This is a genomic window from Iningainema tapete BLCC-T55 (assembly GCF_014698965.1).
GTDB classification, from domain to species: domain Bacteria; phylum Cyanobacteriota; class Cyanobacteriia; order Cyanobacteriales; family Nostocaceae; genus Iningainema; species Iningainema tapete.
This window is the reverse complement of sequence record NZ_JACXAE010000074.1, coordinates 36,950-58,264: the sequence shown is the minus strand read 5'-3', so window position 1 is coordinate 58,264 and position 21,315 is coordinate 36,950. Positions and strand designations below refer to the sequence as shown.

Below are 21,315 nucleotides of genomic sequence, written 5' to 3'. Positions count from 1 at the left end.
ATAATTATGCCTTAATTCAAACCCTTGTAGAACGCCGCGCGTTTATACATTCAACCGTCCTCATTTTCTACATCATCACCTGTTAATATCACATCTTCATAAAGTTCATCAATGCTAGTGTGAAAGTCAACACTAGCTAAATAGACTTTGCTCCCTTGAGTAAAAGAGTGTAGTACCCAAAGTCCTTCAGGGTTGCGCCGAAAGCAGTCAACCCTTTGACGCTTTGTATTTAACAAAACATATTCCTGAAGGGTTTCTAGTTCTTGGTAATCGGCAAACTTATCTCCTCTGTCAAACGCTTCTGTAGACTTAGACAAAACTTCTACAATTAAGCTGGGATAGCGTTTAAAAGTAGGTGTTTCTCTATCTCGCTCATCACAAGTTACAATCACATCAGGATAGTAGTATCTATTTAAAGACTCTATACGAGCTTTCATGTCGGATATATAAACCCGACAACCTTTTCCGCGCAGATGGTTTCTGAGTAAAGCGAATAAATTTCCGGCAATAGTCACATGAGGATCAGATGCGCCTGCCATTGCATAAACCTGCCCATCAATGTACTCGTGCTTAACCGGACTTTGCTCTTCTTGTTGCAGATATTCCTCTGGAGAAATGTAAATTTGGTTTTGACTAGCAACCATGATGCTTCTATTTACGATCTGAATATCTCCAGTATACAATTAGTTAAGGTAAGGGTACGGCGTTGCCGCACCTTTACGGAACGAGAAAAAGCACATCACCACTCTTAATATACGTAATTTATCCATTGGGTAAAACCACCCATCAGGTTGATTTACTAATTAAATATATCTACTTTTTGATATAGAATTATAAAATATTCAGTAATGGGTAATAGTACTAATTACCCATTACCGCTCAATCTAAATTTCGGCAGAAGCTCGTTCAATCAAGCGACGCGCTAAGGTTTGCGTACCTGTGTGTTCGTAGTAATTTGTTGACACATCAAGGAAAGCGGCAAGATAATCCAACTTGTCACCGCTAAAGTCAATAAAACTTTGCAAGTTGGCGGCGACTTTTTCTGGCGTTAAACCTCTGGAAGTAACTAACCCACTCATCCAACCTTTAACTGAGTCAAAGCTTTCACCAATAAAGTTGAGTTTGCTACTAGAATTTTGCCCAGGAATTGCGTCTTTAATGTTTTGGAAAGTTGAGTTTTGATCTAACTCCTGTGGGCTGGTTTGATTAATTGTAGATAAAGCTTTGCTGATAAAATCTGGACCTAGCGGTATCAAACCATCAAAGCAAACTAAAGCAGCCATGCGGATGAATGACTCACCGCTATACTCACCTAAAGAGGCAACAAAATCGCCAATGCTGTCTCCGGGAATACCGTTAATTTGGCAGAAGGCTACTAACTCAGCGACTAATTTTAAGGTTAAGTCGATGGTTTGTGCTTTATCTGCTTTAGGCGTAACGCGATTGAGAAAACCTAATAAGGGAATTTTCTCGCCTACTTTATTAGCTAAGGCTGCTGCACCCAAAGCTTTATCTGTGCTATCTACAGTTTGGTAGAGCCACATAGCGCGTTGATAGCCTTGGGAACGATCATTGTAGAGGAAAACTGCTCTTTCACCAATTTGCTGAATTAAGTCTTCGTCTGTTTCGCCAGTTACCGCTTTAATTGTGTTGACAAAACCTACCACATTTTGCCACTCTCCGGGAGCAACAAAATCGAGCGATCGCAATGCAGAAACTGTCAAGTTGCTGGTTGGTAATTCGTCAACCAACTCAAATATTGATTTGCTCACAATAACCTCCTTAATTAGCTAATGGCTAATAGTTAATAGCTAATAGTTAATCGTTAATAGCAATTAGCAATTAGCAATTAACAATTAACACGCTTACCCTTTCAATGCCGCCAAACCATCAAGGTTAAATTTCTGTATCCAAGCTTCGCGATCGCTTGTTGTAAATGACGAGTCACGGGATTGAACTTTCACTTGGTAGCGATTACCGACTAATATAGCCGTGCCGGTAGCGCCTTGGTCAACGGCTGGGTATCCTGCTATCTTCTTGGTAGCGTTTACAAATTTAGCGGCTGGGTTGGCGGAACCTTTTACTGCTTGTGTATCGGAAATGGAAATCACCGCTAAGTCTTTACCACCTTGCTTCAACTTTGCTTCAGCAAAGCCTTTCTTTTCTTGGGTATAAACTCGCTGATAACCATCTTGAGGTTGAGGGAAGAATTTATTAAATTCACTACCTTGGGTTGATTCCTTTGCGACAGCTTGACCACTTTTTTGTTGCGTACTTTCTTTTTGTGCTTGGTCAAAACGTCCTGGAGTTTTAGGCTGACAGGCAGTGGTAAATAATAACAAACATAACAGCAAAGCTGCTAATATTCTACGGGCGCGGGGGAAAAACATGCTTGACTCCTCCTTATGCTGAATATGGTGGCAATTATCTGCCTTTTTTTGATGTAACCCGCATTCATTTAGATTTTGTTAAACACAGTGGCAATGAGTACTCACTGCCATTGATTAGCTGTTTGTTGTGCGGTATGCTATTACAGCGTAGAACGGATCGCTGCCCGTTGCACCTAACCACTGTAATAAATTAGGAACTTTTGAGCGATGGGCGATCGCTTCTGGGGAGGTAAATCCCGGTACATTCGCGAAGTAGCTTTTGACTAATTCCACTCTACTCTCTTCGGAACCATCCCGCCACGCTTGAATCGCTTTTTGATGGAACATGCGGTTAGAAAAGCTGATGATTGCTACACCGCCTGGTTTTAGGATACGATGTATTTCTGTAAATACAGCCTCTGGATATTGCAAATACTGCACGGAAACGCAGTTAAGCACAGCATCAAAATCTTGATCGCTCAAAGGTAGCCGAGGATTGTCGTTCAGGTTTTGCACAAAGTAATGATTTAAGCGCCGATTGCGTTCCAATTCCTCAGCATTCAGCCCATGTCCCTCTACATGAGCAAAATCTATATCTTCCGGTAGATGCGATACCCAACTGCTCATCATATCAAAAATGCGCGTGTTAGGTTTAAGGCGCTGGCGGTACAAATCGGTTAGCTGTTGGATGAATCCTTCGTCTACATGGGTGACGAAACGGGGATACTCATAAAACTGTAAGTCATTGCTATCATCCAGCTTAGTGCGTTGATTTGGTTTGAGCGGCATGAAAAAGTATTCTATGGGTGGAACATTTACGAATATACTTCAATCAGTGCGATCGCCTTTATTCACGCTTAAACTCAGCACTTTTACTTTTTTGGATATTACTGTTACGAATTCTCACTTTATAAACAAAATTGTTCCTTTTTGTTCACTCGGCATCGATTCCACTCCAAAGCTCACTAATCGGTCTAGTTTGCCCTGATGAAGCTTGCTGCAATGCTCTCCTCAAACTAGCTTTAACATCCTCAATTGGCGTATCATCAGGGTCAACAAGTGATTCTGCTTCTTCAGTAAACAACAAAATCACCCGTACACGACGAGGAGAAATTTCTCCTCTAATTGGCTCATCCAAAATCAGGTTGCCTTCAGAGTCAATGATACCAGTAACTTCAAGCGCTTTCATTTTTTCAGTTTCCATAACCATCGTCTTCACACATGGGCGTGCAAGTTCCCTTTCCCAATTGTAAATTTTGTCAAGCAGTTGGTAGCGATATCATATCGCCGCATGATGAAACTCGATTCAGTGTTGACTAGAGCCAAAAAAAAGTTATACTAATATTACGTACCCTAAATAACTGCCGCAATGGTTTCTACCTCAGACAAATTCCAAACTTTGGAATCGTGGCAGCATGTTCTTGCCCCTTATAACATGGGTTACAGAATCAAACTGCTGTCACAACTGCTCTACCGCAAGTTAAGTGAGCGCCTGGAACCTTATGGGCTTACTCCCTTCCACTGGGTGGTACTGTGCTGTTTATGGGAAGATGATGGTCTACCTACTTGCAGCATTGGCGAAAAACTCCAACAAGTGGGCGGTACTTTAACAGGTGTTTTGGATCGGATGGAAGAACGCTGTTTAATTCGTCGAGAGCGCGATACAAGGGATCGTCGTATTTGGCGGATTTGGCTAACTGACGCAGGTAAGGAGTTAGCACAAGTTTTACCACCAATAATAGTGGATATGCGTGAGGAAACATGGCGTGGCGTTTCCCCTAGCGAGCGCAAACAATTTTCGCAAATTTTGGATCGGGCGATCGCTAATCTATCATAAGTGAAAGCTGCGATCGCCCGAATGGGTGAAGATCCGCTAAAATTTTCTTTCTAATATATTACGTATACTAACTAATTTACCGATAAATACTTGTAGATAAAAATTACGCATCCTAAATAATTGACTACTAACTAATACATCTACCAAAAGAGTGAAAAATTATGGAAAGCACCAAAACTACCAATTTAAACGGACGCAACGGTCATAAAACTGCAGTATTGGACAAAGAATTGATTACAGATATGGAGACACTAGAAGCACGTACCTCTGCACCAGTAGAAACACCGCAAGAGGTAGCGCAACTACCAGAAGAGGTAAAACCGCAGACACCAGAAAAACCAAAAGGTAAGAAACCACTAGCTTTAATTTTGGCAGCATTGGGTGTAGGTGCAACAGTGGCAGGTGGTTTTGGTTATCGCTGGTGGCAATACGCTTCTACTCACCAAGAAACCGACAACGCCACAGTTGCGGGGCACATTCACCAAGTAAGTAGCCGTATTCCTGGAACTATAAGCCAAGTACTAGTGAATGATAACCAGCAAGTACAACAGGGAAAGTTGCTGGTAAAGTTAGATCCACAGGACTATGAAAATAAAGTAAGACAAGCGCAAGCAGCACTACAAACTGCACAACGCCAAGCAAATGCAGCACAGGCAAATATTAACTTAGCTTCCCAAACTACCACAGCTAAGACAGCTACTGCACAAGGTGATGTTAATGCCGCTGTTGCGGGTATTTCCACAGCCCAAGCCGCAGTGGAAGAAGCACAAGCAGGCATCCCAGCAGCAGAAGCTGAAGTCAAGCAAGCCCAAGCAGGAGTTCCTGTAGCTCAAGCGCAGGTAGCACAAGCTGATGCCAATTTGCAAAGAGCGCAAGCAGATTACAACCGTTATCAAACCTTGTTTAACCAAGGTGCAATTCCCCGTCAGCAATTAGATACTGCAAAAGCTGCTTATGACGTGGCTGTGGCACAGAAAAATGGTGCTGTACAAGGAGTACAACAAGCACAAGCACGACTAGCAGCGGCAAAAGTTGGGGTAGCAAGAGCGCAGTCTCTACTGGCACAAGCTCAACAGGGTGTAGCCACAGCTCAAGCGAAACTTGCAGCATCTAAAGGAGGATTGCAACAAGCTACCGCTGGGGGGCAACAAACAGCAGTGAATCGCAGTCAATACCAAGCAGCACAAGCAGCTATTAACCAAGCAGAAGCATCCCTCAAAGACGCACAGTTGCAATTATCCTACACCAACATTACCGCCCCTGCGACCGGAAGGGTGGGTAAGAAAAACGCTGAAGTTGGTAACAGAGTGCAAGCAGGAACACCGTTAATGGCGATAGTAAATAATGATTACTGGGTAGTGGCTAACTTTAAAGAAACCCAGTTAGAAGATATGAAGCCAGGACAATCCGTTGAAATCAAGCTGGATGCCTTCCCCCATCATACCTTTAAAGGTCATGTTGATAGTCTTTCACCTGCTTCTGGCGCTCAATTTGCCCTCTTACCACCGGATAACGCTACTGGTAACTTTACCAAAATTGTACAGCGCGTTCCTGTCAAAGTTGTTTTTGACGCTGATAGTATCAAAGGATACGAATCACGGGTTACACCAGGGATGTCTGCAGAAGTAGCGGTAGAAGTCAAGTAGTAACTAGCACTCTCAGCCTGTGGAGAGGCGTTAAGGATCAAGTCAAATGATATCTATATGAAAAGATATCAATATTAAGCAAGCTTTACATGAACACACCAGGAAGCAAAACAAAGCTGTTACCACCAGCTTTGAAGTCGAGAAACTACCGTCTGTTTTTTGCTGGGCAAGGGATTTCTCTGATTGGTACGTGGATGACGCAACTTGCAACCGTTTGGTTGGTTTATCATTTAACTAACTCTCCTGTATTATTAGGGGTTGTAGGATTTACCAGTCAGATTCCCAGCTTCTTTCTTTCTCCTTTTGGTGGAGTGTTTGTAGATCGCTTCTCCCGCCATCGTATTTTAATTGGAACACAAATCCTGGCGATGATTCAATCTTTAGCGCTGGCGGCGTTAGCGCTTACTGGTGTGATTCACATTTGGCAGATCATCGCCTTAAGCTTATTTCAAGGATTTATCAATGCCTTTGATGCACCAGCCCGTCAAGCATTTGTGCCAGAATTGGTAGAGCGCCCAGAAGATTTGGCTAATGCGATCGCTCTAAACTCAACAATGTTTAATGGAGCCAGGTTAATTGGTCCGGCGATCGGTGGTTTAATATTAGCTAGAATTGGTGCGCCTTACTGTTTTCTAATTGATGGTTTATCGTACATTGCTGTAATTATCGCTTTATTAGCGATGAAAATTAAGCCGAGAAAAATTCCCGTAACTAACACCAATCCCTTGCAAAGAATTAAAGAGGGATTTGAGTATGCCTTTGGCTTTCCCCCCATTCGTGCCATCTTATTACTATCAGCATTAGTTAGCTGCTTCGGAATGCAATACACAATTCTCGTACCAATTTTTGCCGACAAAATCCTTGGAGGAGGTGCAGAAACTCTAGGGTTTTTGATGGCGGCGTCGGGAGTAGGAGCGTTATCAGGTGGAATTTATTTGGCTACAAGGCAGACAGTAGTCGGACTTGGTAAATTAATTGCCATAGCTCCAGCAATTTTAGGAGTTGGGTTGATTGGTTTTGCCTTGTCACGCTTCCTACCACTTTCTTTGTTCTCAATGTTGTTTATCGGCTTAGGAACAATTCTGCAAATTGCCTCTGGCAACACAGTTTTACAAACAATTATTGATGAAGACAAGCGCGGAAGAGTCATGAGTTTGTACACAATGTCATTTTTAGGTATGACACCATTTGGTAATTTATTAGGTGGTAATTTAGCAAATTACATCGGTTCCACCTATACAATAATTATTGCTGGAATTATTTGTATTTTAGGGTCTTTGTATTTTATCAGACAGTTGCCTGCTTTAAGGGAAATGGTACGCCCGATTTTTATCCAAAAAGGTATTTTAACAGGTGCGAAATCATAAAGAAGGCAGAAGTGATAAGGCAGAGGGCAGAAGGAATTATGAAAAATAACCACAGATAAACACAGATGCACACAGATGGCTTTGATTGCATGTCAATGTAATTTACAAAACAAGAAACTATTTGTGCAAAACTGACATGCCCCGATGGCTTTTATCTGTGTTTATCTGTGTCCATCTGTGGTTTGATATTACTCCAAATCCGTAAGTGAAATCCCCAATTCACTCAACTGATCGGGGCTGAGCGATCGCAATTTTTGCGCCAACCGCTGTCGCTTTTGGCGTTCCTGCTCTGCTCGTTGACGTTCTAACTCTGCTTGTTCATGTCCAATTAGTAGCAAATGTCCGTCCAAATCCCACCAGCGCAACCAAAGTTCCTCCGGCTGATTCTGATAGCTACCTCGCCACAACCCCAACTCAACCTGCATAGGTAGAATTGGATAGTGTCCCCGTTCATTTGGTTGCATTTTTTGATAAGTTGTGTATACCAAGTGATAAACTTCTAATTTTTCGTTAACGACTTCATAAATCCCATAGTAGGGAATGCGCATAATTTGCGAATATACCCAAAATTTTCCCGGTATGATTGCTTTGTTTACCAGCTGCACGAGATAAAGGAGTTTGATCGCGTTCTTCGCTACCGTCATCGGAGGCGAATTCCAAAGCAATTACAGGCGTGATGAATTCGCGCCACAGTACGTAAGAGCGACGAATCTGCCCATCCAATCTTGGGGGAACTCCAGGTACATAGAACCAATCAGGAGCTTCTGCCCCTTTCTCAGGAGGATCTGTTTCCCGCCAGTAAATGCCGCAGTCTTGCCCTATAGCATACTGCCCATCTGGGTGTAGTCTTTCCAAAACAGGGGTGATAGAATCTGTTAATAATATACTCTGTGGATGTTGTTGGAAATTTTTCACGAAGGTGCCGTCAGACTCAGGTAGTTGGGTATGGTCTGGGAACGGAGGTGGTAATATATTAAGCGTCTGGGACATAAGCAAGTGATAAGATTGTGTGTCGTTAGTACTATTCTAAGCAAGGGCGATCTTTCTTAGCTTGCGGAGGCAGGCTTTGTACATATAGCGATACCCTTCTAGGGTATTGCGATCTTGAGTGCCACTTTTATGATTATGATAGGCGAAGATTTGTTGGAAAAATTTAGCCATTCTTTAGATACATTCTTTCTTGCCTATTAAGATTGACAATATAAATATCCTCCTATTTCAATATGGCTTTGGAGTATTGATGTGGCTAACACAAATGCTGTAGATAAACAGGCTTCTTCCAATCGAATCCCCTTGAGAACGTGGATTGGTGTTTTAGCTAGTATGCTTGGCGCATTCATGGCGGTTCTTGATATTCAAATCACCAACGCTTCCCTACAAGATATTCAGGCATCTTTGGGGGCGACGCTAGAAGAAGGTTCTTGGATTTCTACCGCTTACCTGGTAGCGGAAATTGTGGTAATTCCTTTAACTGGATGGTTATCGCGGGTATTTTCCCTAAGACGGTATCTCTTAGTTAATACCGCTTTATTTATCTTCTTTTCTATATGCTGTGCTTGGGCGTGGGACTTAAATTCGATGATTGTTTTCCGCGCTTTACAAGGCTTTACAGGAGGGGTTCTTATTCCTATCGCCATGACTGTTGTACTTACAACTTTACCACCCTCCAAGCAACCTATAGGGCTAGCTGCGTTTGCGATTACGGCAGTTTTTGCACCTTCAATTGGACCAACATTAGGAGGTTGGTTAACAGAAAACTATAGTTGGGAGTATAGTTTTTACATAAATGTAGTTCCAGGCATATTGATGCTGGCTGGAGTTTGGTACGGAATTAAGCAAGATATACCTCAATTAAATTTACTCAAGCAAGGAGATTGGTGGGGAATTATTTCAATGGCGATTGGTTTAGGTTCCCTGCAAGTTGTGTTAGAAGAAGGTAGCCGCAAAGATTGGTTTGGTTCAGCGTTTATTGTCCGCTTGAGTATCATAGCTGCAATTTTTATAGCACTATTTTTCTTTATAGAATTAACTCGCAAGCAACCATTTATTAATCTACGACTTTTACGTAACCGTAACTTTGGTTTAGCAAGTATTGTCAACGTGTCATTAGGGGTGGGATTGTATGGCTCAATTTATATCTTACCTTTGTATCTAGCGCAAATTCAAAGATATAATGCGCTGCAAATTGGTGAAGTGTTAATTTGGGCGGGGGTGCCTCAATTATTTATTATTCCTTTCATCCCCAGAGTGATGCAACGCATTGATGTTCGCTTTATGGTTGCCTTAGGAGTGGCTTTGTTTTCCATAAGTGCGTTTATGAACTCGCGGATGACTTTTCAAACGGGACATGACCAATTAATATGGTCACAACTGGTTCGTGCAATGGGACAACCTTTGATTATGGTACCCCTTACTTCTATTGCCACTGCTGGTTTAAATCCAAAAGATGCGGGTTCAGCAAGTGGTTTATTTAATATGATGCGTAATATGGGCGGTTCTATCGGTATTGCCTGTTTAGCAACTTTATTAACTAACAGAGAACAATTTCATTCCAATAGATTAGGAGAATCAGTATCTATATATAACTCAGCAACGCAACAGCGAATTGATCAATTGACACAGTATTTTGGCAGTCGCGGTGGTGTTGATTTGAACACAGCGCAAAACCAGGCAATCGCAGCTATCGATCAAACTGTGCGTCGCGAAGCATTTGTTCAAGCTTTCAACGATTGTTTCTACTTTATAGGCATTGCTTTGTTAGTCAGTGGGATTGCTATTTTATTCTTGAAGAAAGTTAAGGCAACGGGGGCTGCTGTAGGGCATTAAGGTTTCGCGCCTCTACATTTTTGCGCCTTTGCGCCTTTGCGTGAGATTATTAATTCGATGAACTGCGAATATTATCAACTATCTGTATTTGACTTGAACTAAATGCCGCTTGCTTAAGATGATTTAAAAAAGTCCGATCGCTATACCTGGAATCTAAGTTAATGGCTTTGGTATAAACTTGTTTGGCTGTCTTTTTGTCACCACTATCCCAGTAAGCGATCGCACTAGCAACTAACGGATGAGGATTGTTTGGTTCTAGAATAGCAGCACGGTTGGCTGCAAGGATCGCTAACTTATAGACTTTGAGTTGATGCAATGCCAAACTTAAGTTGAAATAAGCAATTTCATTATTTGGTTTGAGAATTGCTGCCCAAGTGTGAACTAGCACTGCTGCTGGTAAATTACCATCAACTAAATAGACAATTCCCAAAGCGTTGTATGAAGGCACAGAAAACGGCTTAAGATATATTGCTTGCCATAAAGACTGTGCCGCTTCTTTCTCTTTACCTGCTAAATGCTGTGTCCAACCTAGATTAACTCGTCCCTGAACATTTTCCGGTTCGAGTTCTACGGATTTTTGCATTGCCGCTATTGCTTCAGTATACCTGCCTTGTTGACGGTACGATAAACCTAATTGGCGATAGTCACCAGCCTTAGCTGCACCAAATGATGGAGTGCCAAAGGCAAAAGTTAAAAATAAACCAGCAACAATCCCATTTGTTACCTTTGCTTTGGCGATGCGCTTCATGATACACTTGGGTCATCTTGAGTTTTCATTTGACGCAAAAATTGCTCAACTCTGTAAGCTTTATCACGTCTTTGTTGTTGTTTGAACACGTTTAAAGCTTTTTCCATTGATGCGATCGCTTCAGTTTTTTTCCCCTGCTGCCATAGTGTTTGTGCTAAATTGGTCAGCGCATCACCATAATCTGGATTAATTTTTAGTGCTTTTTGATACTCAGAGATTGCTTCTTCTCTTTGACCTTTTTCTGCCAGCACAACACCCAATGCATTGTGAGCCAGTGCATAGCTAGAATTTAGGCTAATAGCTTTTTGGTATGAGGTAATTGCTTCTTCTGGTTTGCCTTGACGAAAAAGTATGTTTCCTAGTTGATAATGCCCAAAAGCATCTTTAGGATACTTCTTCAGTAAGGAGCGTATACTTTTCTCTGCTTCTGGGAAATTGCCCTCATTATATAAAGCATTAGCTTTTTGAACGAGTTGCGTTCGCTCTTGCGACGGTTGCTCTGTGTCTCCGAACTGTGCTAACACAGGCGATGTCCCTGTTACCGTCAGGATGCCAACTATCATGCCGCTAAAAAGATGAATAAATGCTGATTTCATCTGGCTTTTCCGTTGTTCGAGCTTCATTTCATTACACACCCAAATGTAATGTTACGTCTGATCGTGCGCTTTTGCGACTTTCATACCAGACATTTACAGATAATATAATGTTCCTGTTGAGCGATCGCTCAGTTTGAGAGCAAGAAAAGACGCAAAGAGTTTCTTAGCGTCTTAGCGACGGACAGATTCTTTCGGAGGGAAACCCTCGGACGTACTGTCCTCGCCTTTGCGTGAGATAATCCTAAATCAAGCACCCTCGCGCAGTTTATCCAAGACGCTGCGATCTTCTAAGGTAGAAGTATCACCGGAGACTTCTTGCCCTGCTGCCAGATTGCGCAGTAGCCGCCGCATAATTTTACCACTGCGAGTTTTGGGCAAAGCGTCGGTGAAGCGAATTTCTCCGGGACGTGCGATTGCTCCTATTTCCTGCACAACATGTTTCTTGAGTTCTTTACTCAGTTCCTCACTAGGATTCTTACCACCTTCTAAAGTCACAAAAGCAACTATCTCTTCGCCTTTGAGTTCATCTGGTTTACCTACCACAGCAGCTTCTGCTACCGATGGATGGGAGACTAGAGCCGATTCAATTTCCATTGTACCCAAACGATGTCCAGATACATTAATCACATCGTCAACTCTTCCCATCACCCAGAAATAGCCGTCTTCATCTTGTCTTGCACCATCGCCTGCAAAGTAGACATATTTTCCATCTTTAGGAGGGATATGTTCCCAGTAAGTGCGACGGAATCGTTCTGGATCGCCGTATACTGTCCGCATCATACCAGGCCAAGGATGACGAACTACTAAATAACCGCCTTCATTGTCACCTACACGGTTGCCTTCTAAATCCACCACATCTGCTAAAATTCCGGGGAAGGGACGAGTTGCCGAACCAGGTTTGGTAGGAATTGCTCCTGGTAACGCTGTAATCATGATACCGCCAGTTTCTGTTTGCCACCAAGTATCAACAATTGGACAGCGTTCCCCACCAATCACTCGATAGTACCACATCCAAGCTTCTGGGTTAATTGGTTCACCTACGGTTCCAAGTAAGCGTAGGGAAGATAAGTTGCGTGCTTTAGGCAAGTGTTCACCCATTTTGATAAAAGCACGAATGGCAGTTGGTGCGGTATAAAATACTGTGACGCCATATTTCTCAATAATGTCCCACGTACAACCTGGGTTAGAAGCACGAGGCGCACCTTCATACATAATCGTTGTCGCACCGTTGGAAAGGGGACCGTAGACGATGTAGCTGTGTCCTGTAATCCAACCGATATCTGCTGTACACCAGTATACATCAGTATCTTGGAGGTCGAAAATCCATTTAGTGGTCATATGAGTGTATAAGTTATAACCACCAGTTGTATGAACGACGCCTTTCGGCTTGCCAGTACTGCCAGAAGTGTAGAGGATGAACAGCATATCTTCACTGTCCATCGGTTCGGCGGGACAATCGGCTGATACACCTTGCTGTAGATCGTGCCACCAGTGATCGCGCCCTGGTTCCATGTGTATTTGTTGACTGGTACGCTGGACTACCAGAACATCTTTAACTGTGGGAACAGCACCCTCAGCTAAGGCTTTGTCTACTTGCTCTTTGAGCGGTACGATCGCATCTTTACGCCAACCACCATCAGCAGTGACTACTACCTTAGCTTGGGCATCAATCAGGCGATCGCGCAAAGCTTCGGCACTAAAACCACCAAATACAACGCTATGGGGTGCGCCTATTCTAGCACAAGCTAGCATAGCAATAGCAGCTTCGGGAATCATCGGCATGTAGATGCCCACGCGATCGCCTTTTTGCACTCCCAGTTGCTTGAGTACATTAGCAAACTGGCAAACTTCTCTGTGCAGTTGGGCGTAGGTAAGAGTGCGCGAGTCTCCTGGTTCCCCTTCCCAAATAATAGCTGCTTTATTTTTGCGCCAAGTGGTAAGGTGTCTATCTAGACAGTTGTAGGAAATATTAGTTTTACCGTTAACAAACCATTTCACAAAAGGTGGTTGCCAGTCTAGCACGTTGTCCCACTTTTGGAACCAGTGCAACTCAGTTTCTGCTAATTCTGCCCAAAATGCCTGAGGATCTGATGAAGCTTTCTGATAAAGACGCTGGTAGTCTTCCAGACTTTTGATCTGTGCGTTTTGTGAGAATTCAGCGCTGGGGTGGAAGAGACGCTTTTCCTGCAGAATTGATTCTATCGTCACTTGGGACATAATTATTTCTGTAGTTTGTGTTGTAACTCAAAACTATTGTGTATGTTAACTTACCTGAATACTGTTGATTTTCATGAAGAAATAGGCAAATTATTGTGAAAAGGTGCTATTGAACAGGTATTCTCCCCACACTGCCGTTGATGAAAACCTTCATTAGACATCTCCAAAAAATAATGTAGAGACGTTCCATGGAACGTCTCTACTTGAGGGAATTAGTTCGTAGTAAGCGATCGCCTAATTTTAACATAGAGCAATATAATTCGCTGCTTCAGCTAACTTTGTAAAAAGTAGCGGTAAAGCATATTAGTGCAGGAGATTCCAAAATTAACTAAGATAAGGTAGTAATTAACAAAAATGTAGCAATTTTTGGTTTCCCATTGAGTAAAGGAGTATCCTACTATGACTAAAAAAGAACTGCTTCTTCAAGAGATTGAATCAGCTCCGGAGTCTTTAATCGCAGAAACTTTGGACTTTTTGCAGTTCTTGAAAACTAAGTTCCAAAAACAATCAGAAACTCATACAGCTAGTACAGATAGGCAAATAAACTTAGAATCTGACTCACCGTCCAAAAGTAACTCAACTACCCCTGTTGAATCTCCCCAAGAGATTAAATTTCCAACGAAAGAAGAAACCCCGATTATTCGAGGTTCTACTGCAGGAGATTTACTGAAATTTGCGGGGACATGGCTTGGTGATGACTTTGAGGAGTGCCTACAACTTGTTTATGACACCCGTTCCAAGACAAAGTTCTGAGACATGTATCTTTTAGACACCAATCACTGTAGCCGTATTATCTTTGGAGACAGCAACTTAATTCGCCAGTTGCAAGAAAATAGTAGTGCACAAGTAGGTACGAGCGTTATTGTACGTGGCGAATTGCTATATATGGTGCACAAGTCTGAACAACAAATGGCAAACCTTCAGCCAGTCAGAGCATTTTTACAAACCATTAATCTTTATCCGATTAATGGAGCCGTTGCTGATATCTATGGCAGTATCAAAGGAAAAATCATCGAAAATTTTGGACCAAAGGATAAAGCTAAGCGCAGAAATTTCACAGTTCAAAATTTAGGCTTTAATGACAACGACATCTGGATCGCATCTACGGCAGTGTACTACAGTCTCACCGTTATCTCAGCCGATAACGATTTTGCTCGCATCCAGCAGGTAGAGGCATTCCCCCTAGAATCTTGGCTTTAATCTTTTAGCACTTAACCTCAACTCATGCTATAAGCCGTCCTCTAATTATAATTTTTATTTAATAGTTTCTCCAATTTCTGGTCAATTATTACACTTTGTTCCTTGAGGAGTAGCATCAGGGTAGAAGGTAATTATCGCTTTATCTTTCCTCACGAAAACTGCGGGAAAGGATTTTCCTGTATTTCCATCTCGTACATTATATATACATGCTCCTTCAGTATTTCCTTGGAGTTTAAAAATTTTTGTCGCATCGAGAAGCATTTCTTCGGCATTACTGAGATAGCCATAGCCTTTAATAACATCCCTGACTACTTGGTTGCCTTGTTTAATCACTACACCCATTGTATAAATAACGCCAGGAACTACTTCCTGGCGTTGATTGTTATTCGGTAAGCGCCCCGCAATTCCCTGATTTTGTAACTCTAAATATCTTCCGTAAAAATGCAATCCGCCGATGTCATTTGCGTTATATATTTCTCCACAAAATATGTGTTCAAATCCTTTATTTTTAAACCAAATATTTGTTAAATCTTCTATAAATTCTGCCTGATTTTTACGACCAGAACGCAGTTCGCCATTAGTCACTTGCTGAAGTTTTTGTACTACATCTGGGTAATAGGATAAAAGCTGTTTAAATTTGTTGGGACTGACTTTTGTACCAATAGAACCGCAGGTTTGAAGTACCTTTTTGTCAAAAGCATTTAGTTGGGGTGGTGGCGGTGAGATGTCCAATTGTTGTCCGGCGGGAAATCCTACAGGAACTGGGTTATCTTCGTTATCAAAAAAGGGCAGAAGTTTAGTATCTTGGGGATAAATGGGATTGTGTAACCAAAGTGGCGATGCTAACAGTAGGAAAGCGAATCCTGTTTTTATCAACGTAGCTAATTTTTTTGTTAGATTTAATTGCATGTATTTATGTTAGAAATTTAAATATTTATGATGTTTTTCTCGTTCCCATGCGATCGCCTTTTTTCCTCGTTCCCATGCTGAGCATGGGAATGCAGTTTGGTGGGCTGCTGCCTCCAGATAATCAAGTGGCAGAGCCACTTGGTAATGCATTCCCAGATAGAACCTGGGAACGAGTGGCACGAGTGGGCGAGTGTGGAGAATTAATCTTTCTTCATCCAACTAAACATGGCGCGTAAATCTTTGCCTACTTCCTCAATAGGATGTTCGGCTTCTTGACGTCTCATGGAGGTAAAACCTGGTTTTCCTGCTTGGTTTTCTAAAACGAATTCTCGTGCAAATTGCCCAGATTGAATTTCTTGGAGAATTTTGCGCATTTCTGATTTGGTTTGTTCGGTAACAATGCGAGGTCCACGGGTATAATCACCGTATTCAGCAGTGTTAGAAATGCTGTCGCGCATCTTGGCTAAGCCGCCTTCTACAACTAAGTCAACGATCAATTTGACTTCATGGAGGCATTCAAAATAAGCTAACTCTGGTTGATAGCCTGCTTCTACCAAGGTTTCAAATCCTGCTTTGATTAAAGCACTCAAACCGCCGCACAGTACTGTTTGTTCACCAAACAAATCGGTTTCGGTTTCTTCGCGGAAAGTGGTTTCTAACACACCAGCGCGGGTACCGCCGATACCTTTTGCGTATGCCATAGCGCGATCGCGTGCTTGACCTGTGGCATCCTGGTACACTGCAAATAGACAAGGTACACCTTGCCCTTGTTCATAAGTCCTTCTGACCAAATGTCCAGGTCCTTTCGGTGCTACCATCACTACATCCACGTTAGCTGGTGGTACAACTTGAGCAAAATGGATATTAAAACCGTGGGCAAAAGCTAAGATATTTCCTTCTTGCAAATTAGGTTCTATCTCATTTTTGTAAACAGTTTTTTGCACCTCATCAGGTAACAGAATCATAATTAAGTCAGCAGCCTTAGCCGCATCAGCCACATTCTTGACATTTAATCCAGCAGCTTCTGCCTTTGCTACTGACTTACTACCCGGATATAACCCAACAATGACATTTATGCCACTATCTTTGAGATTCAGGGCGTGAGCGTGACCTTGAGAGCCGTAACCGATTATAGCAACGGTTTTCTGTGCTAAAAGGTCTAAATTTGCATCTTCGTCGTAGTACATCCGGGCCATAGGAGCGTCTCCTGTCAGCAAGCGTAGTGATTGATTGCAAGTATATGATTCTACCGCAAAATCTGATCTAAGAACCACAGATGAACACAGATGATGATTTATGTGTGTTTATCTGTGGGTAAAAATTTAGGATGACGCTGTTTCTCGATCTATTCTTTGTACTTCGTCATTGGATAATTTTACATCGGCTGCACGCACTGAGTCTTCAATGCTGGAAACTTTACTTGCTCCTGGGATGGGCAAAATACAAGGTGATTTAGAACGCAACCATGCTAGGACAATTGAATATACTGAGACGCCTTTTTCCTGAGCCAGTTTGGATATGGTGGGAAAATCTTGTAAGCCCTGGTGACGACGGCTACCACCAAAAGGACTCCACGGTAGAAATGTCAACTCTTCTTTTTCACAATACTCTAGCACGCCATCAAATTCTGGCTGCCTTTGCCAAGGGTTGTACTGATTTTGCACTGAGACAATATCAACTACATCTTGCGCCCGCTTGATTTGTTCTACGGAAAAGTTAGAAACTCCTACGAATCTAATTATACCTTCATCCACTGCTTCTTTAGCAGGAGCTAGGGATTCCTCAATGGTGTAATTTGGATCGGGGGCATGGTACTGCCAAACATCAATCGGTTTATTGCCGCCTAAAGCTTCAAAGCTGACACGGATAGTTTCACGTAAATGTTGTGGATTGCCGTTGCGTGTCCAGTTGCCATTGGGACGCATCAACCCGCCTTTGGTTGCTACAATGACTTTACTAACATCACCATTGTAACTTTGCAAAGCTTTGTGAATCAAGCGCTCGTTGTGGTGTTTGTCAGATTCATCTTTACAGTAAGAGTCGGCGGTGTCTATAAATGTGACGCCTAAATCCAAAGCGCGATGGATGACGTTGAGGGACTGCGATTCTTCTGGACGATTACTCAAAGACATTGGCATCCCACCCATGCCGAGCGTACTTACAAAGACACCCGTTTTTCCTAGCTGTTTTGTTTCCATGTTTCTAGCTTAAATTTTTGGCACATGATCTATTTACTAACTGGGATGAGCATTTTTGACAATTCATCCCACTTAAGGCTTATCTAAATTTTTCTGCCCTATGTCTATTTCCTTTACCGGAATAATGCAGTAGCTGATTGTATCTTAAATTAAAAGTTGGCATTAAAGAGGAGATGATAGCATGAAAAAAATCCTCATTTTATCAGCTAATCCCTGGAATACAAATAGGTTGCGACTGGATGAGGAGGTGCGGGAAATACAACAGGGGCTGAAACGAGCTAGAAATCGAAATCAGTTTGAAATTGTCAGTGAATTGGCGGTAAAGGTTGATGACCTGCATGACTCCTTATTATATCACCAACCTCAAATTGTTCACTTTTGCGGGCATGGGGCAGGCAGTGATGGCATCGCCTTGGAAAATAATTTTGGGCAAGTGCAATTGGTAAGTACAAAATCCCTAACGGATTTATTTGAGTTGTTCAAGGACAATGTTGAGTGTATCGTTTTAAACGCTTGTTATTCAGAAACGCAAGCTGAGGCAATTCACCAACACATAAACTATATAGTTGGCATGAACCAAGCAGTAGGCGATCGCACAGCAATTAATTTTGCGAAAGGGTTTTATGACGCACTGTTCGCGGGCGAATCTTACGAACAAGCTTACAAATTTGGCTGCAATGCTATTGATCTACAGGGTATTCCTGAGTCAGATACCCCAATATTCAAGGGTAGGCACGTAGCGCTTCCTACGTCAAAATTGGATAACACTATTCAACCTACACAAGAAAATCAGCACGCCCCAGATTTACCAAATATTAACCAAAATGCTGGTGATCACGCTATTCAGATTGGACATATTGGACAAGCTGGGAATTTGAACTTTCAGCGATAAAATAAAATTATGACTAGTAGTATTTCGCAGTCAGCGGGAGATGACGCTATCCAATTTGGGTATATTGGGCAAATAGAATCTTTATCTATTGACAACAGAAATCAGCAAGCAACTGGTAATGGCATTCTCCAAGTTCAAATGGGTTCTCTCACAGGCAGCGTAGTCAACATCTCCCATCTTGAAAAACAGCAATCTCCACAACCCCGTCCCCTTCCTGTGCTTTTAGCGCCTCGAACATTTCCCTTATTGTTAGGTCGTCGAGAAGAAGTTAAAGTTGCAGTCGATGCTTTACCATATGATCAACCAGTAGAATTCTATGGTTCCTCAGGGATAGGCAAGACAGTTTTACTGAGATATCTGGCTCATCATCCCTCAATTACTCCTGCCTTCGGCGACGGAATTGTTTATCACCGATTAACTCGTTACCAGTCCCTTTCTGACTTACTGCAAATTCTCTTCAACGCTTTCTACGAAAGTAGTGTTCCTTTTAAACCTACAGATATTCAAATTCGTCATGCTCTCGAAAACAAAAGATTTCTCATTCTGTTAGATGGGGTAAATCTCAAACGAGAGGAAGTAGAAAGTCTAATCAACAACTTACCTAGCTGTACTTTTCTTTTCGCTTCTAATGAACGCCAATTTTGGGGTGAAGGACATTCCGTCGGATTACGCGGGTTATCGCTCAATGATGCTGTGTCTCTGGTAGCACGAGAACTAGGACGTACTCTTGACTCAGAGGAACGCCTCGTAGCTGAAAAACTTTGCACCACCTTAGAAGGGCATCCATTGCGGATTCTACAAACAGTAGCACTAGTTAGGGAGGAAAACCTTTCTTTAGCAATGGTGCAAGCGCGAATACAACCTATTACTTCAACTCAAGGCTGGGCTGAACAACTCCTAACTTCGTTGCTCAAACCGCAAAGATTAGTTTTAACGGTGCTAGCGGCTTTTGGCGGTGTAGCTGTGGGAGCAGAATTGCTGGCGAGTGTAACACAAATCCCGCAAGTTAAGCTTATGGTAGAAATGTTAATCAGGCGTAACTTAGTGGAAGTTGAGGGTTCTCATTACAGGTTAAGTAGTACTTTAGTTGAGTATTTTTTACAACAATCGAATTTGACACCATACTTGGAGCGAGCTGCTAGTTACTTTACCACTTGGGTTCAACAGCATCAAGGAATCCCAGAAAGTTTATTAGAAGAATCTGAAGCCATCTTCCAAATTTTGGAGTGGGCTGTTGGAGTTAATCGCTGGCATGATGTGCTTTGTTTAGGGAGAGCCGTGGAAGGTGTACTGGCTCTCAATGGACAATGGGGTGCTTGGAACATGATGCTGCAATGGATACTTCAGGCTGCACGTACAATTGGAGATCAAGCAGTTGAAGCTTTTGCATTACATCAATTAGGTACTCGTTCCCTCTGCTTAGATGAGGTAATGCAAGCTCAGGATTATTTGACACAAGCTCTTAACATTAGAGAATCGCTCAATGATCAACTTGGGGCGGAAATAACTCGCCATAATCTGAAATTTCTTTTGCAGCCACCTCCACCACCTCAGCCTCAACCGCAACCTCGACCAGTTAATCCTTTCACAAGAGAGATTCCATTACTATTGAAAGGGGGCATTGCGGTTTTGCTCTTAATTATAGGAGGAATTGTTATAAGTATATGGCTTTCTAAACCTCAAACTCCAACTGAAACTCCACCCCTAACTCCAACTGAAACTTCACTCCCAACTCCGATTGTAACTCCAACTAAAACTCCACCCCCAACTCCGACTGTAACTCCAACTGAAACTCCACCCCCAACTCCGACTGTAACTCCAACTGAAACTCCATCCCCAACTCCGACTCCAGAACTTCTTTCTCTAGATTTGACACCCAGTCGTGTAACTTGGGATCAACGGGTGCAGGGAATTGTGCGTTTGAAAACAGAAGCACCTGATGGTGGCGTGGTTGTCAATCTTAAAAGTAATGATGAGCCTCTTGCCGATGATCTACCAAAAACCATCACGATTCCATCAGGGCAAAAGCGGGAAATTTTTTATTTCTCAACTCCTCCTGATGGCGGCGACTATCCGACTGGTACTAATATCGAAATTACAGCCTCTTTAGAAGGGGGAGTGTCTTTGATAACACAAAAACTTACTATTTATACTTCCTCTCGACTTCGCTCTGTACAGTTTGAGGATGAAAATGGGACTAAAATCGACAGTATTACTTGGAGTAATGAAAGGACTATAAATGTGTACGGAAGGATAACTCTGAATGCTCCAGCTTCTGACGGGGACATTGAGGTCAAAATTGACAGCAAAAATGCACAAGTGCAGCCAACTGTTAAGGTAAATGTAGGGGAAACTACACAGACTTTCCCAGTCGATATCCAGAGGTATGATCAAGTCGGTAAACTCATTGAGCTTGTAGAAATTCAAGCCTCTTATAATCAGGATACCACCCCACAGACAACATTGAAAATTAATCATCCTAAACGAGATCTTTCTCCACATTAAATTAT

The 21,315-nt window shown here is 42.4% G+C and carries 21 protein-coding genes and 1 pseudogene; 9 read left to right on the top strand and 13 right to left on the bottom strand.

The features are described 5' to 3' along the window. Positions 1-50 precede the first annotated feature (50 nt). From ICL16_RS23940 to ICL16_RS23920, 5 genes are all read right to left on the bottom strand, one after another. A complete protein-coding gene (locus tag ICL16_RS23940) occupies positions 51-644 on the bottom strand; it encodes a Uma2 family endonuclease (RefSeq protein WP_190832880.1) in 594 nt (197 codons plus the stop codon). 240 nt (positions 645-884) lie between these two features. Then, positions 885-1,772, bottom strand: a complete 888-nt coding sequence (locus ICL16_RS23935) for a hypothetical protein (RefSeq protein ID WP_190832878.1) — start codon at positions 1,770-1,772, stop codon at positions 885-887. A 93-nt stretch (positions 1,773-1,865) separates the two neighbouring features. Next, positions 1,866-2,390, bottom strand: a complete 525-nt coding sequence (locus tag ICL16_RS23930; RefSeq protein ID WP_190832877.1) for a hypothetical protein — start codon at positions 2,388-2,390, stop codon at positions 1,866-1,868. A gap of 114 nt (positions 2,391-2,504) precedes the next feature. Further along, on the bottom strand, positions 2,505-3,158 hold the full coding sequence (locus tag ICL16_RS23925) for a class I SAM-dependent methyltransferase (protein WP_190832876.1): 654 nt from the start codon (positions 3,156-3,158) through the stop codon (positions 2,505-2,507). Positions 3,159-3,303: 145 nt separating this feature from the next. Beyond that, complete coding sequence (locus ICL16_RS23920; RefSeq protein ID WP_190832973.1) at positions 3,304-3,558, bottom strand: type II toxin-antitoxin system RelN family antitoxin; 255 nt, start codon at positions 3,556-3,558, stop codon at positions 3,304-3,306. A 180-nt stretch (positions 3,559-3,738) separates the two neighbouring features. On the opposite strand from ICL16_RS23920, the gene ICL16_RS23915 reads away from it, so the two are divergent. From ICL16_RS23915 to ICL16_RS23905, 3 genes are all read left to right on the top strand, one after another. Further along, positions 3,739-4,206 (top strand): MarR family winged helix-turn-helix transcriptional regulator, encoded by a 468-nt coding sequence (locus tag ICL16_RS23915; protein WP_190832875.1) that lies wholly within the window; start codon positions 3,739-3,741, stop codon positions 4,204-4,206. Positions 4,207-4,367: 161 nt separating this feature from the next. After that, complete coding sequence (locus ICL16_RS23910; RefSeq protein ID WP_190832874.1) at positions 4,368-5,852, top strand: HlyD family secretion protein; 1,485 nt, start codon at positions 4,368-4,370, stop codon at positions 5,850-5,852. A gap of 89 nt (positions 5,853-5,941) precedes the next feature. Next, on the top strand, positions 5,942-7,219 hold the full coding sequence (locus ICL16_RS23905) for an MFS transporter (protein WP_190832873.1): 1,278 nt from the start codon (positions 5,942-5,944) through the stop codon (positions 7,217-7,219). 188 nt (positions 7,220-7,407) lie between these two features. On the opposite strand, the pseudogene ICL16_RS23900 reads toward ICL16_RS23905, so the two are convergent. Then, positions 7,408-8,209 (bottom strand): annotated as a pseudogene (locus tag ICL16_RS23900) (Uma2 family endonuclease). A 36-nt stretch (positions 8,210-8,245) separates the two neighbouring features. Beyond that, positions 8,246-8,380: a hypothetical protein gene (locus ICL16_RS46895; protein WP_273039353.1), complete on the bottom strand. Its 135-nt coding sequence runs from the start codon at positions 8,378-8,380 to the stop codon at positions 8,246-8,248. An 81-nt stretch (positions 8,381-8,461) separates the two neighbouring features. Between ICL16_RS46895 and ICL16_RS23895 the strand changes: the two genes are divergently transcribed. Then, on the top strand, positions 8,462-10,045 hold the full coding sequence (locus ICL16_RS23895; protein WP_190832872.1) for a DHA2 family efflux MFS transporter permease subunit: 1,584 nt from the start codon (positions 8,462-8,464) through the stop codon (positions 10,043-10,045). Between the two features lie 49 nt (positions 10,046-10,094). On the opposite strand, the gene ICL16_RS23890 is transcribed toward ICL16_RS23895, so the two are convergent. The 3 genes from ICL16_RS23890 to acs form a co-directional block, all read right to left on the bottom strand. After that, a complete protein-coding gene (locus ICL16_RS23890) occupies positions 10,095-10,793 on the bottom strand; it encodes a tetratricopeptide repeat protein (protein WP_190832869.1) in 699 nt (232 codons plus the stop codon). After that, positions 10,790-11,389, bottom strand: coding sequence for a tetratricopeptide repeat protein (locus ICL16_RS23885; protein WP_238360927.1), 600 nt, complete (start codon positions 11,387-11,389; stop codon positions 10,790-10,792). Before ICL16_RS23885 ends, ICL16_RS23890 begins: the two co-directional genes overlap by 4 nt. A gap of 246 nt (positions 11,390-11,635) precedes the next feature. Continuing rightward, positions 11,636-13,606 (bottom strand): acetate--CoA ligase, encoded by a 1,971-nt coding sequence (gene acs / locus ICL16_RS23880; protein ID WP_190832860.1) that lies wholly within the window; start codon positions 13,604-13,606, stop codon positions 11,636-11,638. Between the two features lie 399 nt (positions 13,607-14,005). Here acs and ICL16_RS23875 point away from each other — a divergent pair, with 399 nt between their 5' ends. Together ICL16_RS23875 and ICL16_RS23870 are read left to right on the top strand one after the other, a co-directional pair. Beyond that, a complete protein-coding gene (locus tag ICL16_RS23875) occupies positions 14,006-14,359 on the top strand; it encodes a hypothetical protein (RefSeq protein ID WP_190832857.1) in 354 nt (117 codons plus the stop codon). A 3-nt stretch (positions 14,360-14,362) separates the two neighbouring features. Next, positions 14,363-14,806, top strand: a complete 444-nt coding sequence (locus ICL16_RS23870; protein ID WP_190832855.1) for a type II toxin-antitoxin system VapC family toxin — start codon at positions 14,363-14,365, stop codon at positions 14,804-14,806. Between the two features lie 81 nt (positions 14,807-14,887). On the opposite strand, the gene ICL16_RS23865 is transcribed toward ICL16_RS23870, so the two are convergent. Continuing rightward, the gene (locus ICL16_RS23865; protein ID WP_190832853.1) at positions 14,888-15,715 is read right to left on the bottom strand and encodes an EndoU domain-containing protein; all 828 of its coding nucleotides are present in this window, start codon (positions 15,713-15,715) and stop codon (positions 14,888-14,890) included. On the opposite strand from ICL16_RS23865, the gene ICL16_RS23860 reads away from it, so the two are divergent. Beyond that, on the top strand, positions 15,697-15,951 hold the full coding sequence (locus ICL16_RS23860) for a hypothetical protein (protein ID WP_190832850.1): 255 nt from the start codon (positions 15,697-15,699) through the stop codon (positions 15,949-15,951). The two genes, ICL16_RS23865 and ICL16_RS23860, sit on opposite strands and share 19 nt — an antisense overlap. On the opposite strand, the gene ilvC is transcribed toward ICL16_RS23860, so the two are convergent. Next, on the bottom strand, positions 15,916-16,911 hold the full coding sequence (ilvC, locus tag ICL16_RS23855; protein WP_190832847.1) for a ketol-acid reductoisomerase: 996 nt from the start codon (positions 16,909-16,911) through the stop codon (positions 15,916-15,918). The genes ICL16_RS23860 and ilvC overlap by 36 nt on opposite strands. 126 nt (positions 16,912-17,037) lie before the next feature. Further along, the gene (locus tag ICL16_RS23850) at positions 17,038-17,913 is read right to left on the bottom strand and encodes an aldo/keto reductase (protein ID WP_190832845.1); all 876 of its coding nucleotides are present in this window, start codon (positions 17,911-17,913) and stop codon (positions 17,038-17,040) included. Between the two features lie 181 nt (positions 17,914-18,094). Between ICL16_RS23850 and ICL16_RS23845 the strand changes: the two genes are divergently transcribed. Further along, on the top strand, positions 18,095-18,805 hold the full coding sequence (locus ICL16_RS23845) for a CHAT domain-containing protein (protein ID WP_190832842.1): 711 nt from the start codon (positions 18,095-18,097) through the stop codon (positions 18,803-18,805). 9 nt (positions 18,806-18,814) lie between these two features. Further along, the gene (locus tag ICL16_RS23840) at positions 18,815-21,310 is read left to right on the top strand and encodes an NB-ARC domain-containing protein (protein ID WP_190832840.1); all 2,496 of its coding nucleotides are present in this window, start codon (positions 18,815-18,817) and stop codon (positions 21,308-21,310) included. Positions 21,311-21,315: the final 5 nt, after the last annotated feature.

Coding starts and splice junctions, on each gene's coding strand:
- ICL16_RS23890 (WP_190832869.1), bottom strand. CDS start 10,793: ATGAAGCGCATCGCCAAAGCAAAGGTAACAAATGGGATTGTTGCTGGT.
- acs (WP_190832860.1), bottom strand. CDS start 13,606: ATGTCCCAAGTGACGATAGAATCAATTCTGCAGGAAAAGCGTCTCTTC.
- ICL16_RS23940 (WP_190832880.1), bottom strand. CDS start 644: ATGGTTGCTAGTCAAAACCAAATTTACATTTCTCCAGAGGAATATCTG.
- ICL16_RS23845 (WP_190832842.1), top strand. CDS start 18,095: ATGAAAAAAATCCTCATTTTATCAGCTAATCCCTGGAATACAAATAGG.
- ICL16_RS23840 (WP_190832840.1), top strand. CDS start 18,815: ATGACTAGTAGTATTTCGCAGTCAGCGGGAGATGACGCTATCCAATTT.
- ICL16_RS23870 (WP_190832855.1), top strand. CDS start 14,363: ATGTATCTTTTAGACACCAATCACTGTAGCCGTATTATCTTTGGAGAC.
- ICL16_RS23875 (WP_190832857.1), top strand. CDS start 14,006: ATGACTAAAAAAGAACTGCTTCTTCAAGAGATTGAATCAGCTCCGGAG.
- ICL16_RS23920 (WP_190832973.1), bottom strand. CDS start 3,558: ATGAAAGCGCTTGAAGTTACTGGTATCATTGACTCTGAAGGCAACCTG.
- ICL16_RS23905 (WP_190832873.1), top strand. CDS start 5,942: ATGAACACACCAGGAAGCAAAACAAAGCTGTTACCACCAGCTTTGAAG.
- ICL16_RS23925 (WP_190832876.1), bottom strand. CDS start 3,158: ATGCCGCTCAAACCAAATCAACGCACTAAGCTGGATGATAGCAATGAC.
- ICL16_RS46895 (WP_273039353.1), bottom strand. CDS start 8,380: ATGGCTAAATTTTTCCAACAAATCTTCGCCTATCATAATCATAAAAGT.
- ICL16_RS23885 (WP_238360927.1), bottom strand. CDS start 11,389: ATGAAATCAGCATTTATTCATCTTTTTAGCGGCATGATAGTTGGCATC.
- ICL16_RS23850 (WP_190832845.1), bottom strand. CDS start 17,913: ATGGAAACAAAACAGCTAGGAAAAACGGGTGTCTTTGTAAGTACGCTC.
- ICL16_RS23865 (WP_190832853.1), bottom strand. CDS start 15,715: ATGCAATTAAATCTAACAAAAAAATTAGCTACGTTGATAAAAACAGGA.
- ICL16_RS23910 (WP_190832874.1), top strand. CDS start 4,368: ATGGAAAGCACCAAAACTACCAATTTAAACGGACGCAACGGTCATAAA.
- ilvC (WP_190832847.1), bottom strand. CDS start 16,911: ATGGCCCGGATGTACTACGACGAAGATGCAAATTTAGACCTTTTAGCA.
- ICL16_RS23930 (WP_190832877.1), bottom strand. CDS start 2,390: ATGTTTTTCCCCCGCGCCCGTAGAATATTAGCAGCTTTGCTGTTATGT.
- ICL16_RS23915 (WP_190832875.1), top strand. CDS start 3,739: ATGGTTTCTACCTCAGACAAATTCCAAACTTTGGAATCGTGGCAGCAT.